Genomic DNA, 17,052 nt, shown 5'->3' on the forward strand with positions numbered 1-17,052 from the left:
CATCCGCGAGGTGCTCGATGATCTCGCGCAGCCAGACATTGAACTTGAAGCCCACATTGACCTTGAAGGGGTCAGCGATCCTGAAGCGGACAGTGGCGAAGGCACTGGCGGTTCTGAAGCCGCCGCCGGACCTGACGATCAGCGATTGGGCGGATCAGAACCGCCGGCTGAGCTCTGAGGCCAGCGCCGAGCCCGGCCAATGGCGCACGAGCCGCGCGGAATACCAGCGCGGCATCATGGACGCGATCTCGGATCCGGCGGCCGAAACCGTCGTGATCATGTCGAGCAGTCAAATCGGCAAGTCGGAGTCGATCTTGAATATGGTCGGCTACCACATCGACCACGACCCGGCGCCGATCATGGTGGTGATGCCCACCGAGCGCGATGCCGAAACCTGGTCGAAAGACCGCTTCTCGCCGATGGCGCGGGACACGCCCTGCCTGCAGGGCAAGATCGCCGATCCCAGGTCGCGGGACGGCAACAACAAGATCCTGCACAAACGGTTTCCCGGCGGGCATCTGACCATCGTCGGGGCCAATGCCCCATCGGGGCTTGCGAGCCGACCGATCCGGCTCCTCTTGTGCGACGAGGTCGATCGCTATCCATTCAGCGCGGGGGCCGAGGGTGACCCGGTCAACCTCGCGAAAAAGCGGACCGTGACATTCTGGAACCGCAAGATCGTGCTGGTCTCGACACCGACAAACAAGGGTGCGAGCCGGATAGAAGCGGCATTCGAAGAAAGCGACCAGCGCCGGTTCTGGGTACCTTGCCCCGTATGCGGACATGAACAAATTCTGACCTGGGGGCAGGTCAAATGGGACAAGGACGAGAACGGCGACCATCGCCCCGAAACAGCGCTCTACCACTGCGCCGAGTGCGACGCGCCTTGGAAGGATGAGACCCGCTGGGCCGCAATCTCGAAGGGCCGCTGGATCGCGGACGCGCCGTTCAATGGGACGGCCGGGTTCCATCTGAACGAGATTTATTCGCCCTGGGTGCGGCTCGAGGCCATGGCCAAGGCGTTTCTATCGGCGCGCGCCGGTGGGGACGAGACGATGAAGACCTTCATCAACACCTCCCTCGGCGAGACCTGGATGGAAAGCGGCGAGGCTCCGGATTGGCAACGCCTGCAGGGTCTGAAGGAAGATTGGCGCGCGGGCACAGTGCCGGCGGGTGGGTTGTTCCTGACTGCCGGGGTAGACGTCCAGAAGGACCGGATTGAGGTTGATGTCTGGGCATGGGGTAAGGGGCTGCAAAGCTGGCTCATCGATCACATTGTGATTGAGGGTGGACCGGGCGATCAGGACTGTTGGCAAAAGCTCTCGGACCTCCTTGGCCGGACTTGGGCCCACACCAGCGGCACGCCGATGACCATCGCGCGGCTGGCGATCGATACGGGCTATGACACGGCGGCCGTCGACTCTTGGGCACGGCAGGTGAGCTTTGGACAGGTGGCGCCGATCAAGGGCCTTGAGGGCTTCAATAGGGCAAGCCCGGTGACGGGCCCGACCTTTGTCGATGCGACCATCGCCGGAAAACGCTTGCGGCGCGGCGCAAGGCTCTGGACCATCTCAACCTCGACCTTTAAGGCCGAGACGTATCGGTTCCTGCGGCTTGATCCGCCGGAAATCTCCAGCCCGGCGGATTGGGAAAAGTTCACTCCCGGCTTTCTTCATCTGCCGGGCTGGATTGATGCTGAATGGCTCAAGCAGCTGACGGCAGAGCAGTTGGTCACGGTCAAGAACAAGCGCGGCTTCGCGAAACTCGAATGGCAAAAGCTGAGGGAACGCAACGAGGCCCTCGACTGCCGCGTTTACGCCCGCGCTGCCGCGTGGATCCTGGGCGCGGACCGCTGGTCGGACGCCCGGTGGGAGGAGTTGGAGCGGCAGTTGATGATCGAAACTGCATCGGCCACACCCAAGCCGCTGGTAAAATCTTCGCCGCAGCCGACAGTGCGCCGCCGGACGGTTCGGTCAAGCTATATGGGGTAGGGTTCAGTTTGCGAGCGTGCGCTGAACAATGCTGGGATCTCTGTCGATCAGCGCCAGCAACACGCGCGCCGGGCCCTCCGGCGAACGCCGGTTCTGTTCCCAGTTCAAAAGCGTGGATTTTTTCACACCGATGCTCTTTGCAAACTCGGCCTGCGAAAGACCCGTGCGGGCTCGAATGGCCTGGACGTCCGCGTCGGGGATCTCGATCTCGTGGATCGGTACTAAGGTTTCCCCGCGCGCATGGGCAATGGCTTCCTTGAGGCCCTGTTCGATGCTTTTGAAGGCGTCGGTCATCTTGCGCTCCTGTAGCTGTCGGACAGAACTTGGTTCTCTGACCTTTTCGGCAACGGTAATTTCGCCTGAGACAACAAGTGTACGCCAATGGCGTATATGTCAATGGCGCAATGGAGGTCTTATGGCCACAATCACCGAACTGCGCGCTCGGCGAGATGTATTGGGCGCGCAGCGCGCCTCCGGCGTGGCCCGGGTCAGCTACGACGGCAAAACGGTCGACTATCGCAGCGTCGCCGAGATCGACCGGGCCATCGAAGCGCTCGACCGCGATATCGCCGCGGCTGAGGGGCGGCGGATCGTGCGGCAGGTCCGCGTGATGACGGCCAAGGGGCTCTGACAGAAATGGGGATGTTTGACCTGTTTCGCCGCCCCAAACCTGGCGGCCCTGAAGCCATGCGCGCGCGTCTCGAAGGGGCGATGGCCAAGCGCCGCTTGCGCGGCTGGAACCCGCCGCTTGAGAACATCAATGCGTTGGTCGCCTCTGGCGGACCCAGACTGCTGGCGCGATCGCGCGAACTCGTGGTGACCAATGGCTATGCGGCCAATGCTTGCGAGGCTTTTGCGGCCAACCTTGTCGGCGATGGCATCAAACCATCCTCGCTCCTCATGGATGCGGCGCTGCGCGACCAGGTCCAGAAGCTCTGGCTGGCCTGGACGGACGAGGCGGACGCCGATGGTCTAACAGACTTCTATGGCCTGCAGGCCATGGTAGCGCGCGAGATGTTTGTGGCGGGCGAGTGCTTCGTACGCTTGCGCCCGCGCCGGGCAGAAGACGGGCTGCTTGTGCCGCTACAGTTGCAGCTTCTCCAGTCGGAGATGCTGCCCTTTGAGAAAACCGAGACGGACCCAAACGGGAACCGCATTCGCTGCGGGATCGAGTTCGACCTTATCGGTCGGCGAGTGGCCTATCATTTCCGTCGCCGCCATCCGGGGGACAGCACGGATCAGCGGGTGGCTGTGCCCGAGACGGTGCGTGTGCCTGCCGAGGAGGTGCTGCACATCTACCGGCCGATCGATGCGGGCCAGATCCGGGGCCTGCCGCATGTGGCACCTGCCATGGTGCGGTTGTTTCTCTTGGACCAATACGACGACGCCGAACTTGACCGAAAAAAGACGGCGGCGATGTTCGCAGGCTTCATCACCAAGACGGCACCCGAAGACCCGATGATGGGCGAAGGCGAGGCCGATCTCGATGGAGCGGCGATCGCCAGCCTGGAACCCGGCACCATGCAGGTGCTGTTGCCCGGCGAGGACGTGAAGTTCTCAAGCCCCGCCGACGTCGGTGGTGGCTATGAGGCCTTCCAGTATCGGACGCTGCTTGCTGTCTCGGCCTCGCTGGGGCTGCCCTATCATCTCGTCACCGGCGATGTTCGGCAGGCGAATTATTCGAGCTTGCGGGCAGAACTGGTCGAGTTCCGTCGCCGCATCGGTCAGTTGCAGCACGGGGTCATCGCCCATCAGCTATGCCGCCCGATCTGGCGGCGCTGGCTGGAAACGGCTGTGCTCTCAGGCGCGCTCAATGCTGATCCTGTCATCGCGCGACCCGTGCAATGGATCCCGCCACGGTGGGATTGGGTTGATCCCTTAAAGGACATCCAGGCGCAGATGCTGGCGATGGAGGCGGGCATTACTTCGCGGCGTAAGGTCGTCGAGGCCACGGGCTACGACATCGAAGAGGTCGATCGCGAGAACGCCGCGGACGCCAAGCGCGCGGCAGAACTGGGGCTGAGCTACCGCGTCAAGCCTAGTGAAACGCAAGGCGCGCGGGCCACACCGATGGCCATCCCTGAGACACCCACACCAAACGAGGATGGCGCCGCGCCATCCCCGACATCTGAGCAGGAGTGATCCCATGAAATCCTGGTACACGATCCGCGCCCGGGGCACGGGCGCGGAAGTACTGATCTATGACGAAATCGGTGCTTACGGCGTCACAGCTAAGGGGTTCCTTGCCGAACTCGGCGCATTGCCCGACGGGCTTCCGATCGATCTGCGTCTCAATAGCCCCGGTGGCTCCGTCTTTGATGCAGTGGCTATCTACAATGCGCTGCAACGCCATGAGGGTGAGATCACTGTCTGGATCGACGGCATTGCTGCCTCAGCGGCTTCTTATGTGGCCATGGCAGGCGATGAGATCGTCATGCCCGAGAATGCCTTCCTGATGATCCATAACCCTTCGGGTTTGGTCATGGGCACTTCCGCGGAGATGCGTGAAATGGCGGCAACGATGGACAAGATCGCAGGCAGCATGATCCGCGGCTATGCGGCGCGCTCGGGCCGATCTGAGGAAGAGATCGCAGCCCTGATGGCGGCCGAGACCTGGTTTGATGCCGAGGCAGCGATCGCAACAGGCTTAGCGACGCGCATGGTTGAGCCGGTTCGCATTGCGGCCAGCTTTGACATCGCCTCCTTCCGCAATGCCCCACCGGTTTTGGTTGAGGCCACGGTTGATCAGGCAGCTACGGCGGACGATGAGGTGGCATTTGCCGAGGATCTTTATGATCTGTCTGAACGCGAGCCGGTAGGTGGCCATGCCGCAGGTGATGACACGGGGCGCGACGCCGAGCCTTTGATCGTGGATGAGCAAGAGCCGCTGATGGAACAGGTGGACATCGCTCCGGGTGTTTCCAACGAGAACACCCAGTCGAGCGAAACCCCGACTTCCGATCCGCCCGGCGACCCAGCACCCGACGCACAGGCGATCCGCGCCGAGGCCATCGCCCATGCACGCGCCGTGATCGATCTCTGCCGCCTTGCAGGTCAGCCGCAGATGTCGGGTCGGTTCCTTGAGGAGGATGTCGGTCTCGATGAGGTCCGGAGCCGTCTCCTCGCAGCGAAGGCCACGGCCGTTCCAGACATCACCAGCAGCGCCCATGCCCAACCGGGCCGGGCCATCACCGCAAATCCCTGGGGTGAGGTGATCGCCCGCACATTCCGCCAGAAAGGATAACCCATCATGACCATGCTGACTGAAGGCAAACACGCAGGCGGCTTTCTCGTCTGGGAAGTCCTGCGCGATTACACCCGCGAGGCCGTTACCATCGCCTCGGGCGCCGGCAAGCTTGAGCCCGGCACGGTGCTCGGCAAGATTACCACCGGTGGTAAGTTCACGGCCCTCGCGCCGGCGGCCACGAACGGCAGCCAGAATGCCGCCGGCATCCTTTGGGATAAGGTAGATGCAAGCGCCGCAGATGTGTCCAGTGTCGTGATCTTGCGCGGCCCTGCGATCGTGAACCGTTACGAAATCATCTGGCCCGACGGTGCAACCGAGGCCCAGATCACGGCCGCTACAACTGCGCTCGCCACAATCGGCATCATCCTGCGCTGAGGCGCAGCCCCCAACTCATCACATCAAGGAGGCTGGCTTATGGCCACCATGGATATCTTTGAAGGCGATGCCTTCTCCGTCATTGAACTGACCCGTGCCCTCGAAAACATCCCCTTCAAGCCCGCAACGCTTTCTGGGTCCGACTTGTTCGGGGAACGCGGCGTGCGCACGCGCACCGTTGTCATTGAAAGCCGGGATGGTACACTCTCGCTCATCCCCTTCTCGGAACGCGGTGGCGGCTATGATCAACAAACGCCCGAGAGCCGGCAGGTGCGGGCTTTCGTGTGCCGGCAGTTCAAAAAGCAAGACGTGCTTTGGGCATCCGAGATCCAAGGCATTCGCGAGTTTGGGTCTGAAAGCGTGACCCAACAGGCCCAAGCCGAGGTGGCTCGCCGCATGCGACGCCTGCGCGCTGATGCAGAAGCGACGTTCGAGTATCACTTGCTCAACGGCATCCAGGGGCTGGTCAAGGACCCCCGCGATGGCTCGGTGGTGATCAACTTCGCCAATGAGTTTGGGATCACGCCTGCCGCTGAGATCGATTTTGATCTCGACAACCAGTCGCCGGCCTCGGGGGCGCTGCGCAAGCGCTGCCAAGCCTTGATCGAAAGCGTCGAGGACAGTTTGGGTGGGCTAGCTGTCGGACCTGTCCAGCTGCGCGCGGAATGCGGCTCGGCCTTCTTCGCGGATCTCGTGGCGCATAAAGAGATCCGCGAAACTTATCTCAACACGGCCGCTGCTAATGAGCTGCGGGGCAGGGCGGTTGATGAGTTCACCTTTGGCGGCATCACCTTCCGCCGCTATGGCGGGACAGCCACCATCGGGGTGCCGACGGACAAAGCCTTCTTCTATCCGCAAGGCATCGAGGGCCTCTTCGAGATTTACTTCGCTCCGGCCGATACCTTTGAGACAGTAAATACGATCGGCCTGCCGCTCTATGCGCGCATGATCCCGGATCGGGAGCGGGATGAATGGGTGCGGCTGGAAATCGAGAGCAACCCGCTGCCGATCTGCACCCGGCCCCAGGTGCTGCGTTCTGCCAAGCGGACCTGATGTCAGTCTTTGCGCAGGCGCTTGGGGTCCTGTTTGAGGACCCCAACATTGCGGTGGAGATATGGCATCGCGATGCTGAGGGGCAGTTCACCAGGGCGCGGGGCATTCTGCGCCGACCCGACGAGATCACCGAGTTTGGCTCGGCGCGGCTCATGTCAGACACCACCCGGATTGACGTCCGGGTGGCGGACATTCCGGATCCTCGTCCGCAGGAGCAGATCCTGATCGGCGAAGAAACCTTCCTGATCCAGGGTGAGCCGCGCCGTGATCGCGAGCGGCTCATCTGGACGATTGAGCTTGCCCCTGCATGAAACTCAACCTCGACATCAGCCCTGATCTCGTCGCTGTGATGGCGGCGGAGGTCAGCGCGGGGGAACGGGCTGTCAGCGCTGCGATGCGCGAGGCGGGGGCAGGGCTCAAAGCATCTTGGCGTCGACAGATTACCGGAGCAGGGCTGGGGCAGCGACTGGCGAACTCTATCCGCGGCCAGACCTATCCTAAGGTCGGCGAGAGCCTCAGCGCCGCGGCTTTGGTCTGGTCAAGAGCCCCGCAGATCATCAGCGCGCATGATGCTGGTCTGATGATCCGATCAAAGTCTGGGTTCTGGTTGGCAATCCCGACGGCCGCCGCTGGAAAGGGCCCTAGGGGGCGCCGGATCACGCCGGGCGAGTGGGAGCAACGGCGCGGCATGCGCTTGCGCTTTGTATATCGGCGGCGGGGGCCGAGCCTGCTCGTGGCAGATGGGCGGCTCAATAGCCGTGGTCTTGGCGTGGCTTCGCGGTCCAAAACGGGGCGCGGGCAAAGCTCTGTGCCGATCTTTCTTCTGGTGCCGCAGGTGAAGCTGGCGAAGCGGCTTAATCTGGCGCGTGATGCCGAACGGGCGCAGGCGTCGTTGCCGGGGTTGATCGTGGCGAATTGGCTGGAGGCGCGAGCGTCGTAAAGGGGCTGGCGGAAGCGGTGGGATTCGAACCCACGGTAGGCTTTCAACTACGCTGGTTTTCAAGACCAGAGCCTTAAACCACTCGGCCACACTTCCTTTTGGTGCCCCCTGCCGGACTCGAACCGGCACGCCCGAAGGCAAAAGATTTTAAGTCTTTAGCGTCTACCATTCCGCCAAGGGGGCTTTGGTAGGCCCGGCAGGACTTGAACCCGCAACCAAAGCGTTATGAGCGCTCTGCTCTAACCAATTGAGCTACAGGCCCGCTATCGGTCTAGATGCCGGATTCTGCGCTGGGAAACAAGTAAATGCCCACCACCCGCGAAACCATCCTCACCGCCCTGGCGCATCTGCTGAGCACGGTCCCGCATGTGCCTGTTCTGCGCGGGGAGGTGCTGCCGGAACGCGTGCCGCCTGCGGGGCTGATGATCTTGCGGGATGGTAACCCAGGAGAGCCCGGGGTGACGCTTTCACCGCTGATGTATCATTACCAACATCGGGCAGAGCTTGAGGTGATCGTGCAGTCCATGGCGCGACGGGACAGCCTGTTTGATGCGCTGACAGCGCAAATCGGTGCTGTCATTGCCGCCGATCGAACATTCGGGGGCTTGTGCGATTGGGTGGAGCTAGAGGCGCCTGAGCCTGTCGATCTGCCGGTCGAAGGCGGCTCAAGCTTGAAGGCTGCCGTGGTGCCGGTGGTTTTGCATTACGCAACGGCGGATCCGCTGGGCTAGAGCTTGAAGGTCTCTGCGCTGATCCGCTTGTACTCGCCGTCGACCTGCGCGCCTGAAGCCACCTCAAGCGTCTCATAGGCAAAGTTCGCCTTCACGCGAGCGCCATTCTTGATGCTGACGTTCAAGGCGGTGGCAGCGCCCTGCAACTCGCCCTCGATGGTGAGCTGGCGTGCCCGGACCCGTCCACGGACGCGCGCGGTGGAGGTGAGCACAACGGCATCGGCGGTGATGTCACCAGTGATCTGTCCGCCAAATTCCAAGATGCCACGGGAGAGGATGTTGCCCTCGATGAGGATATCCTCAGCAATCACGGACCGCTTCCGGTCGGCTGTCGCGGTCGGAGTGGGTGTCTGGGCAGGCTTTGAGGTAAACATCAGAAAAGTCCTTAGGGCAGCACACGGCAAGTAGGCGGCTCTTGACGCGGGGGTCAAGCGGCATCCGCTGCGTTATTCAACCTATGAGGGAACAATACCATGGCACGAGCCCAAGGGGCGCGGGCGCAAATGGCGCTGGCGTTCGAAACGACCTATGGCACGCCCCCTTTGAGCGGCTTCACAAAGATGCCCTTTGCCAGCACGACGCTGGGGGCCGAGCAACCGCTGCAGACCTCGGAACTCTTGGGCTACGGCCGGGATCCGCAGGCGCCGATCAAGGATGCGGTAACGGCGGATGGCAATGTCGTCATCCCGATCGACACAGAAGCATTTGGCTTCTGGCTGAAGGCCGCCTTTGGGGCGCCCACTTCCACGGGTGCCGATGCCCCCTACACGCATGAGTTTCGTTCCGGCAGTTGGTCGCTTCCCAGTTTCTCGGTCGAAACCGGGATGCCTGAGGTGCCACGCTTTGCCATGTATTCCGGCTGCATGGTGGACAGCCTCAACTGGCAGATGGCGCGCTCAGGGCTGTTGACGGCCACGGCCAGCATCGTGGCTCAGGGCGAGGCGATCGCCACGAACAGCGCAGCAGGGACGCCCGCCAATATCGCGCTGAAACGCTTCGGGCATTTCAACGGGTCGATCACGCGGAACGGCGTGAACATCGGCAATGTTGTCTCCGCTGACCTGACCTATGCCAACAATCTCGACCGCATCGAGACGATCCGGGCGGATGGGAAGATCGACGGCGCGGACCCATCGATTGCTGCCCTAACGGGCAATGTCGTCGTGCGCTTTGCCGATCAAACGCTGGTGACACAGGCGATCAATGGCGAGGCCTGCGAGTTGGAGTTCTCCTACACGCTGCCAACGGGCGAGAGCCAGACCCTCACCGCGCATGCCGTCTATCTCCCCCGACCCCGGATCGAGATCTCGGGCCCGCAAGGTGTACAGGCCACCTTTGATTGGCAGGCGGCCAGCGATCCTGTGGTGGGTCGTATGTGCACCGTCACCCTGACCAATGACCGCGAGGTGTACTGACCATGCTGCGCTTGAACCTTTCGAATGAACCACGCTGGCTCGACCTCGGCCATGGTGTCCGCCTGTTGGTGGAGCCGCTGACCACCGCCATCATGTTGGCCGCGCGCAGCGACCCCACGATTTTGGCTGCCGCCCAGGGTCCCGAACCCGGTGATGAACGTTCCAACGACGACCTCGCGCGTATCGTCGCCAAGGCCGTCGCGCGCATCGTCGTAAAGGACTGGGAGGGCGTCGGCGACGAGGATGGCGAGCAGCTGGCCCTGACGCCCGAGGGCATCGACGCCCTGCTAGAGCTCTGGCCGATCTTCGAGGCCTTCCAGACCAAATACATCGCAGGCGCGCTGATACTGGACGCGGAAAAAAACGCCTGACCGCTCTCGCCGACTGGGAGTTCGGCGGGGGTGGTGACTATTGCGCGGCATGCCCCTCTGTCTGCGCGGAATGCCCACGCACTCTCCATCAACCCATGACTCTCGAGGGCTGGCAGATCTGGGATCTGGTACAGCGCTTGGGCGGCCAGGTGCGCGTTGCTGGTGGGGTGAGCGGCGGCGCTGTCCTCGGCTGGGACATGGCTGCGGCCCTTCAGCTTGGGGCAGCCCTTGGGCTCTCGCCCCTCGTCATCGCAGAGCTCTTGCCGCCGATTGAGGCGGTGATGGTGCGCAAAACCAACGAAGAGATCGAACATCGCAATGGCTGAGAAACGCGTATCTGTCCGGCTCTCCGCGACCGGCGGCCGCCAGGTGCGTGCCGAGCTGGAAGGTGTCGGCGAGGCCGGGTCTCGCGGCATGGGGCGTCTCTCGCGCGAGATGGACCAGGCCAATGCGCGCATGGCGGCCTTCGCGCGCCGCGCGCGGATCGCGGCAACTGCCGCGGCTACGGCTTTTGCGACTGCCGTCGTCGCCATGACGCGCTCGGCCGTTGCTGCCGCCAACGAGATCGGCCAACTCTCCCAAGTCGCCAATGCCAATCCAGAGCTGTTCCAGCGCTGGTCGGCGGCATCGGCCACGGTGGGGATCGAGCAAGAGAAGCTGGCCGACATCCTGAAGGACGTGAACGACCGGGTCGGCGACTTTCTGCAGACGGGCGGCGGTCCTATGGCGGATTTCTTCGAGAACATCGCGCCACGCGTGGGCGTGACGGCGGACCAGTTTGCGCGGCTCTCAGGGCCGGAAGCGCTGCAACTCTATGTCGACAGCCTCGAGCGCGCGGGCGTCAGTCAGCAGGAGATGACCTTCTATCTTGAGGCCATGGCCTCTGATACGACGCGCCTCATCCCACTTCTGCAAAACGGCGGCGCGGAGATGACGCGGCTTGGGGCGCAGGCTGAAGCACTCGGTGCAATTCTCGACACCGATGCCATCGCCGCCATGCGCCGCTCGGAACTGGCGCTGGTGAGCATCGGGCAGGTCTTTACCGGCGTGCGCAATCGGATCGCTATCGCGCTGGCCCCGTCGCTAGAAGCTGTGGCCAATGCCTTCGTAGCCTTAGCCTCTTCGACCAGCCCGATCACTCGGGCATTTGATGCAGTGCTGGCCAATCTCGACCGGCTGGCAATATACGCAGGAACCTTTGCCACCTTCCTGGCCGGCCGCTGGGTGGCCGCCATAGCTGCCGCGGCGCTGTCTGTGCGTGGGCTCGCCACCACGCTGGTGGTCCTGAAAGGCGCGTTGATCCGCACCAGCATCGGTGCGCTGATCGTGGGTGCGGGCGAGCTGGTCTACTGGTTTACCCGGTTGGCCTCCGGCGCAGGCGGCTTCGGCGAAGCCATGGGGCTCGTGAAAGATGTCGCGATCGAGGTCTGGGACCGGATCAAAATGGGGGCATCCTCGGCCGGGGCTGCGGCCACCGCCATGTTCTACGATCTGAAGGCCGATGCCGCGACCGGCATCGCGGGGGCCATTGAGAGTGTCGTTGGCTTTGGCAATACTACTGCCAACACATTCGAGGGTGCCTTACTGGCCGTCCGCGAGATCTGGTCGCGACTGCCCGCTGTGATCGGTGATCTGGTCTTCTCGGCCGCAAACCGCATGCTCGACGGCATTGAGGCCATGCTGAATGGCGCCATCGCCCGGATCGACGCTTTCACCGGCCGCATCCGCGACGCGTTGGCGGCCGTCGGCATCGAGACCACTTTCGGCGAAATCGGCGAGATCAGCCTTGGCGATATTGCCAACCCCTTTGCGGGCGCCTCAGCCGAGGCCGGAACTGCCGCGGCAGATGCCTTCCGCCGAGCCTTCGCGGACAACCCTCTCACCGCGCCCGACCTCGGCCTCGACGCAATCGCCGCTGATGCGCTAGTCACAGCCAACAGATATCGGCAGGCCGCAACCGATCTTGCGGATGGCGCAACTGCACCGCTGACGTCTTGGGCGGCGCTGCGCGATGCCGTCGCCGGCGCCGGCGAGGAAGGGGCTGCGGCTCTGGACGAGGCCACGGTCTCCGCCGACCGGCTGAACCAAGCTGTCACGGCCGCAGTTGGTGCATCCGCTGGCGCAGGAGAACGGATTGTCACCGGCTGGCGCGCCGTCTCGGACGCGCTGAAGAGCTACGCAACAGATGCGCTCAATTGGGGCAAGGGCCTAGGCCAGACGCTGACCCAAGCCTTCTCGGGCGCCGAGAGTGCGTTTCGCAGCTTTATTGAGACGGGCAAGCTCGACTTCAAAAGCCTCGTTCGCTCGATCCTTTCCGATCTGGCCGTGCTGGCTTTCCGCCGCGCTGTGCTGGGACCGATCGCCAATGCGCTCGGCGGTGTCTTTGGCGGTGGTGGGTCTGTTGCAGCCGCGGTCTCCCACTCGGGCGGCATGGTCGGGCTCTCCGGCCATACGCGCTCCGTCCCCGCTTCGGTCTTTGCTGCAGCCCCCCGCATGCATGCCGGCGGCTGGGTAGGCCTGCGCCCAGATGAGGTGCCCACGATCTTGCAGCGGGGCGAGCGGGTGCTGTCGCGAGCCGAGGTTGCACGGGGCGCCGGGGGCAGCATCCCTGTCGCCGTCCATCTCAATGTCGATGCCCGGGGCGCCCAAATGGGCGTGGCCGAGCAACTCGCCACTGTGCTGCGCAATGCCCAGCCCGAATTTGAGCGGATCGCCGTCGCAGCCGTTGGCAATGCCATGCGCCGGGGGCGTCTTACATGAACGTGATCGTGGAACTTCCTCGCACCTGGGTCGCAAGCCTCGAGCGGCGTTTGGTGACCGCCACGAGCCAGACACCATCGCCCTTCACAGGAACGACAGAGGTCCAAGATTGGGGCGGGGAATGGTGGGAGTATGAGATCGAGTTCGCAGCACAATCGGGGCCGCTTGCCCGATCGGTAGGCGCCGCGCTGACAGCACTTGGATCCGGCCGCGGCCTGCTCCTTTTAGCCGATCCCTCTATTGAGGCGAAAACCCTCGCCCAAACAATCACGCTGCAGCTGGCTGTCTCGAGTGGCAATCTTCTGCAGACCCAGGGCTGGCCACCGGGCTCGCCGGCGGTCCTCTCCGGAGACTTCATCTCGATTGGCTCAGGGCGGGGCACGCGGTTGCATCAGGTTGGCTTTGATGTGGTGGCCAATGCCAATGGTCAAGCTGCCCTCACAATCTTCCCTGCCATTCGAAGCAGCCTGCCTGTCGGCACGGTTCTGGAGGTGAACCAGCCGAAGGTGCTCTTGCGCCCCACGAGTTCTGTCCCAACCCGCATCGAGCGCGTGGCCCGCCACCAGTTTACCATGTCAGCACGGGAGGCGATTTGATGAGCCGCGACCTCACACCGGCATTGGCCAATGCGCTAAATGTTGCAGATCTGAGGCCTGCCATCTTGTTTGAGGGGGCCTTTCCCTCCGGCATGGTGCGGATCTGGACAGGGGTGGGCCCCGTCACATGGGACGACAAGATTTGGACCGGTGTCGGCGTACTGCTTGGGCTTGGTGCCTTGGAGGAGACCTCAGACGTTGTGGCAACCGGGACGACGGTCTCGCTATCAGGCGTGCCGCTTGATCTGGTGGGGCTTGCGATTGATGAGGCGCGCCAGGGTCAGCCGGGGCGCATCTGGCTCGCCCTTCTGACCGAGGACCGCCAGATCATCGCCGATCCCGTCCAAGCCTTCTCGGGCCGGCTTGATGTGCCGGAAATCCAGGAAGATGCGCAAAGCTGTCGGATTACGATCAGCTATGAGAGCCGGCTCATTGACCTGAACGCACCCCGCAATTGGCGCTACACCCATGAAAGCCAGCAGGTGCTCTTCCCCGGCGATCTTGGCTTTGCGCATGTCACAGCGATCCAGGACCAAGAGATCACTTGGGGGCGGGGATGAATGCCATGACTCGCATCCCCCATTGGGAGCAGCTGTTTGCCGCGGCCATCACAGAGGCCCGCACGCGCCCCTTTGCTTGGGGTCAACATGACTGCGCCACTTGGGCCTTTGATCTGCACCGCGATCTGACGGGCGGCTCCGACCATGCCGCGCTCTGGCGAGGGCGGTATCGGACGCCCGTAGGCTGCCAGCGTGTGTTGCGCCGGCTTGGCTGGCGCACGCTCGAGGAGGGAGGGCTGGCGCTCTTGGGCGATCCCCTCGCAGATCCACGCCTCGCCCAACGCGGCGATCTGGTTCTCGGCGGGGAGCCCGAGGCCTTTGGCGTCTGCACCGGTGCGCAAGCTGCCTTCGTCTCGCCCGAGGGTCTTGTGACCCTGCCGCTCTCTTCTTGTCGTCTCGCTTGGAGAACCTGATTCATGCCGCCTGTCATTCTGGGTGCCGTCGCCCTTGGCGGCGCGGCCATTGCGGCTGGCGGTATCACAGCAGCCTTTGCAGCGACGGGTCTGATTGGCTTTGCCGCAAACTTTGGCGCCTCAATGCTGCTCTCGGCGGCGGCGCAATCGATGATGCCGAAACCCTCTGTGGGCCAGATCGAGTTGCAGGCCCGCACGGTGACGGTGCGCGAGCCGGTGATGCCGCGCCAGATGGTCTATGGGAGGACGCGCAAGGGAGGCGTGATCACCTTCCTGCATTCCACAGGCGAAAAGGACAAAGACCTTCACCTCGTCGTGGTACTCGCCGCCCATCGGGTGAAGTCGATCGGCGCCATCTACTTCGAAGGTGAAATGGCACTCGATGCGACTGGCACCGCCCAAGGCCGATGGGCGGGCAAGCTTGCCGTCGAAAAGCGCCTCGGTCGCGATGATCAAACTGCATTCGCAGGCCTGATCACCGCTGCACCAGAACTTTGGACGGCCGCGCACCGCCTCTCGGGATGCGCTGCCATCTACCTGCGGCTCACCTACGATCCTGACGCCTTTCCAGGCGGGATCCCCAACATCACCGTCGATATGGAGGGCAAGGACGATATCTTCGATCCGCGTACTGGTACGCGCGGCTACACTGAGAATGCCGCCCTTTGCGTCGCCGATTACATGGCCCATCCCGTCTATGGCATTGGGGCAGGCATAGGTGCGCCCGATGGCATCGAGACTGACAGCCTGATTGAGGCGGCAAACATTTGCGATGAGCAGGTGGACTTAGCAGGAGGGGGCTTTGAGCCGCGCTACAGCTGCAATGGGGTGGTCTCGCTCTCAGAGACGCCGAAGACCATCATCGAGGCAATGCTGACCGCCATGACTGGGCGCTGCATCTGGCAGGCGGGCCAATGGCGCATGCGGGCAGGCGCGTATCGGATCCCAACTGAGCTACTGACCAGCGATGATGTGCGCGAAGGCGGCATGACGCTCACCACCCGGCAAAGCCGGGCCGCGAACTTCAACGCGGTCCGCGGCCAGTTCGTCAGCCCTGAGAACAACTGGCAGCCCGATGACTTCCCCGCTTACGCATCCGAGGTCTACCGGTTGGAAGATGGCGGGGAACAGGTCTGGCGGGATATTGCGCTGCCGTTCACGATCTCCGCGGCGATGGCGCAACGTCTGGCCAAGATCGAGCTAGAGCGTGCGCGGCGGCCGATGCGCGTGCGCCTCTCCGGTAAGCTCAAGGCTTGGCGCGTGGCGGCAGGCGAGACGACACTGCTGCGCTACACCCGCTGGGGCTTTGGCGGCCCTAATCCCAATGACGGCAAACCCTTTGAGGTGGAGGCCGTGCGGCTGGATCTGACCCAGATCGGAGATGCCCCGCGGATCGCACCAGAGCTTCTCCTGCGTGAGGCCTCGCCCTTGGTCTATGACTGGGACGCCTCTGAGGAACAGATCTATGCGGCCGCACCACGCACGAACTTGCCCTCGGCCTTTGATATTGCACCACCTGGCGCACCGCAGGGCGAGGAGGAGCTTTACGTCACGCGGGATGGCTCGGCCGTAAAGGTACTGTTGCGGGTCCGCTGGGCAGAAGCCCAAAGCGGCTTCGTCGAGAGCTACCAGTTCGAGGCGCGTCGCGATGGCAGCGCGTGGCAAGATTATGGGCGGACGACCGGTACACTGATGGAACTCCGCGACATTGCGCCGGGACAGTGGGACTTCCGCGTCAAAGCGGTCTCGGTCTTAGGCGTCTCTTCTCCCTGGCGTGACGGCACGCGCGAGGTAGTGGGGCTGACAGCGCCGCCGGCAGCACTTGAGGGTCTGACCATCCAGTCAGCCGGTGGTCTTGCTGTCCTCAAATGGCAGCGCGCGGTTGATGTCGATGTCCGCGTGGGTGGCAGCGTCATTATCCGCCACAGCAAGGATGCAAATGCCACTTGGGCGAACTCGACGCTGATGGACCGGGTCTCGGGCGGTGAGGCCATCGCGGTCGTGCCCCTGAAACCCGGCACCTATCTCCTACGGGCCGAGGACAGCGAGGGGCGTATCGGTCCCGTCAGCACAGTCACGACAAAGGGCGTGCAAATCCTGAGCTTTGCGCAGCTGAATACGCTGGCGGCGGATCCAAGCTTCCCCGGACCCAAAACTGGGCTCGTGGCAAGTGCTGGAACGCTTAAGCTCGAAACCGGGACAGATGCCGCGGGAAGCCCGGTCGTTCTAGCAACCGAGGGCCTCTATCAGTTCGGGACCCGTCTCGACTTTGGCGCGCTAAAGCTTGTGCGGCTTCGCTCGGACATCTTGGTCGGTGCCTCGGCGCTCTCTGATTACATCGATGACCGCATGACCCCGATCGACAGCTGGGCCGACTTCGACGGCTCAGAAGGCGCTGATATCGATGTCGTCCTCGAGGTGCGCGAGACCGATGACGATCCAGCAGCAAACCCCGACTGGGGACCCTGGGGTCGGATCGACAATAGCGAGATCGAGGCGCGCGCGGTGGAAGCGCGGGCATGGCTCAGGACGAATGACCCGGCATTCACGCCGATCGTGTCCGAGTTGCGGCTGATCGCGGATGAGGTGGCCTAGTGGAT

Annotated in this window: 19 protein-coding genes and 3 tRNA genes; 17 read left to right on the forward strand and 5 right to left on the reverse strand. The window is 63.3% G+C overall.

Annotated features, from left to right (window positions below):
• Window positions 1–92 precede the first annotated feature (92 nt).
• Window positions 93–1,991: a phage terminase large subunit family protein gene (locus JJ869_RS09835; RefSeq protein ID WP_292266655.1), complete on the forward strand. Its 1,899-nt coding sequence runs from the start codon at window positions 93–95 to the stop codon at window positions 1,989–1,991.
• A gap of 3 nt (window positions 1,992–1,994) precedes the next feature.
• Here JJ869_RS09835 and JJ869_RS09840 read toward each other — a convergent pair whose 3' ends face one another.
• On the reverse strand, window positions 1,995–2,285 hold the full coding sequence (locus tag JJ869_RS09840) for a helix-turn-helix domain-containing protein (protein ID WP_292266656.1): 291 nt from the start codon (window positions 2,283–2,285) through the stop codon (window positions 1,995–1,997).
• A 121-nt stretch (window positions 2,286–2,406) separates the two neighbouring features.
• Between JJ869_RS09840 and JJ869_RS09845 the strand changes: the two genes are divergently transcribed.
• Genes JJ869_RS09845 through JJ869_RS09875 form a run of 7 tightly spaced genes read left to right on the forward strand, consistent with a single transcriptional unit; the run spans window position 2,407 to window position 7,606 of the window.
• Entirely contained in the window at window positions 2,407–2,622 is a 216-nt protein-coding gene (locus JJ869_RS09845; RefSeq protein WP_292266657.1) for a hypothetical protein, read from the forward strand.
• An 11-nt stretch (window positions 2,623–2,633) separates the two neighbouring features.
• Window positions 2,634–4,133, forward strand: coding sequence for a phage portal protein (locus JJ869_RS09850; RefSeq protein ID WP_292266659.1), 1,500 nt, complete (start codon window positions 2,634–2,636; stop codon window positions 4,131–4,133).
• A gap of 4 nt (window positions 4,134–4,137) precedes the next feature.
• Complete coding sequence (locus JJ869_RS09855; RefSeq protein ID WP_292266660.1) at window positions 4,138–5,235, forward strand: head maturation protease, ClpP-related; 1,098 nt, start codon at window positions 4,138–4,140, stop codon at window positions 5,233–5,235.
• 6 nt (window positions 5,236–5,241) lie between these two features.
• Window positions 5,242–5,613 carry a head decoration protein gene (locus tag JJ869_RS09860; RefSeq protein ID WP_292266662.1) on the forward strand — a complete coding sequence of 124 codons (372 nt, stop codon included), beginning with the start codon at window positions 5,242–5,244 and terminating at the stop codon, window positions 5,611–5,613.
• A gap of 39 nt (window positions 5,614–5,652) precedes the next feature.
• On the forward strand, window positions 5,653–6,666 hold the full coding sequence (locus JJ869_RS09865) for a major capsid protein (RefSeq protein ID WP_292266663.1): 1,014 nt from the start codon (window positions 5,653–5,655) through the stop codon (window positions 6,664–6,666).
• Complete coding sequence (locus tag JJ869_RS09870; RefSeq protein ID WP_292266664.1) at window positions 6,666–6,977, forward strand: hypothetical protein; 312 nt, start codon at window positions 6,666–6,668, stop codon at window positions 6,975–6,977. The genes JJ869_RS09865 and JJ869_RS09870 overlap by 1 nt, the downstream gene beginning before the upstream one ends.
• Window positions 6,974–7,606 (forward strand): DUF6441 family protein, encoded by a 633-nt coding sequence (locus tag JJ869_RS09875; protein WP_292266666.1) that lies wholly within the window; start codon window positions 6,974–6,976, stop codon window positions 7,604–7,606. Before JJ869_RS09870 ends, JJ869_RS09875 begins: the two co-directional genes overlap by 4 nt.
• A gap of 6 nt (window positions 7,607–7,612) precedes the next feature.
• Here the strand turns inward: JJ869_RS09875 and JJ869_RS09880 are convergent.
• From JJ869_RS09880 to JJ869_RS09890, 3 genes are all read right to left on the reverse strand, one after another.
• A tRNA-Ser gene (locus JJ869_RS09880) sits at window positions 7,613–7,702 on the reverse strand.
• A gap of 3 nt (window positions 7,703–7,705) precedes the next feature.
• Window positions 7,706–7,789, reverse strand: a tRNA-Leu gene (locus tag JJ869_RS09885).
• A 2-nt stretch (window positions 7,790–7,791) separates the two neighbouring features.
• Window positions 7,792–7,868: transfer RNA gene (locus JJ869_RS09890), tRNA-Ile, on the reverse strand.
• Between the two features lie 43 nt (window positions 7,869–7,911).
• Between JJ869_RS09890 and JJ869_RS09895 the strand changes: the two genes are divergently transcribed.
• Complete coding sequence (locus JJ869_RS09895) at window positions 7,912–8,337, forward strand: acyl-CoA transferase (RefSeq protein WP_292266667.1); 426 nt, start codon at window positions 7,912–7,914, stop codon at window positions 8,335–8,337.
• Here JJ869_RS09895 and JJ869_RS09900 read toward each other — a convergent pair.
• Entirely contained in the window at window positions 8,334–8,711 is a 378-nt protein-coding gene (locus tag JJ869_RS09900) for a polymer-forming cytoskeletal protein (protein WP_292266668.1), read from the reverse strand. The genes JJ869_RS09895 and JJ869_RS09900 overlap by 4 nt on opposite strands.
• Window positions 8,712–8,810: 99 nt before the next feature.
• Between JJ869_RS09900 and JJ869_RS09905 the strand changes: the two genes are divergently transcribed.
• The 8 genes from JJ869_RS09905 (at window position 8,811) to JJ869_RS09940 (ending at window position 17,047) form a co-directional block, all read left to right on the forward strand.
• Window positions 8,811–9,752, forward strand: a complete 942-nt coding sequence (locus tag JJ869_RS09905; protein WP_292266669.1) for a phage tail tube protein — start codon at window positions 8,811–8,813, stop codon at window positions 9,750–9,752.
• 2 nt (window positions 9,753–9,754) lie between these two features.
• A complete protein-coding gene (locus JJ869_RS09910) occupies window positions 9,755–10,123 on the forward strand; it encodes a hypothetical protein (RefSeq protein WP_292266670.1) in 369 nt (122 codons plus the stop codon).
• Between the two features lie 95 nt (window positions 10,124–10,218).
• Window positions 10,219–10,449 (forward strand): hypothetical protein, encoded by a 231-nt coding sequence (locus JJ869_RS09915; protein WP_292266671.1) that lies wholly within the window; start codon window positions 10,219–10,221, stop codon window positions 10,447–10,449.
• Window positions 10,442–12,883 carry a phage tail tape measure C-terminal domain-containing protein gene (locus JJ869_RS09920; protein ID WP_292266673.1) on the forward strand — a complete coding sequence of 814 codons (2,442 nt, stop codon included), beginning with the start codon at window positions 10,442–10,444 and terminating at the stop codon, window positions 12,881–12,883. Before JJ869_RS09915 ends, JJ869_RS09920 begins: the two co-directional genes overlap by 8 nt.
• The gene (locus tag JJ869_RS09925) at window positions 12,880–13,479 is read left to right on the forward strand and encodes a hypothetical protein (protein ID WP_292266675.1); all 600 of its coding nucleotides are present in this window, start codon (window positions 12,880–12,882) and stop codon (window positions 13,477–13,479) included. The genes JJ869_RS09920 and JJ869_RS09925 overlap by 4 nt, the downstream gene beginning before the upstream one ends.
• On the forward strand, window positions 13,479–14,039 hold the full coding sequence (locus tag JJ869_RS09930) for a hypothetical protein (protein ID WP_292266676.1): 561 nt from the start codon (window positions 13,479–13,481) through the stop codon (window positions 14,037–14,039). The genes JJ869_RS09925 and JJ869_RS09930 overlap by 1 nt, the downstream gene beginning before the upstream one ends.
• A gap of 5 nt (window positions 14,040–14,044) precedes the next feature.
• Entirely contained in the window at window positions 14,045–14,452 is a 408-nt protein-coding gene (locus tag JJ869_RS09935) for a hypothetical protein (RefSeq protein WP_292266677.1), read from the forward strand.
• A 3-nt stretch (window positions 14,453–14,455) separates the two neighbouring features.
• The gene (locus JJ869_RS09940; protein ID WP_292266678.1) at window positions 14,456–17,047 is read left to right on the forward strand and encodes a phage tail protein; all 2,592 of its coding nucleotides are present in this window, start codon (window positions 14,456–14,458) and stop codon (window positions 17,045–17,047) included.
• Window positions 17,048–17,052 lie beyond the last annotated feature (5 nt).

This window comes from Marivita sp., assembly GCF_017643905.1.
In the GTDB taxonomy this organism is placed as follows: Bacteria; Pseudomonadota; Alphaproteobacteria; order Rhodobacterales; family Rhodobacteraceae; genus Marivita.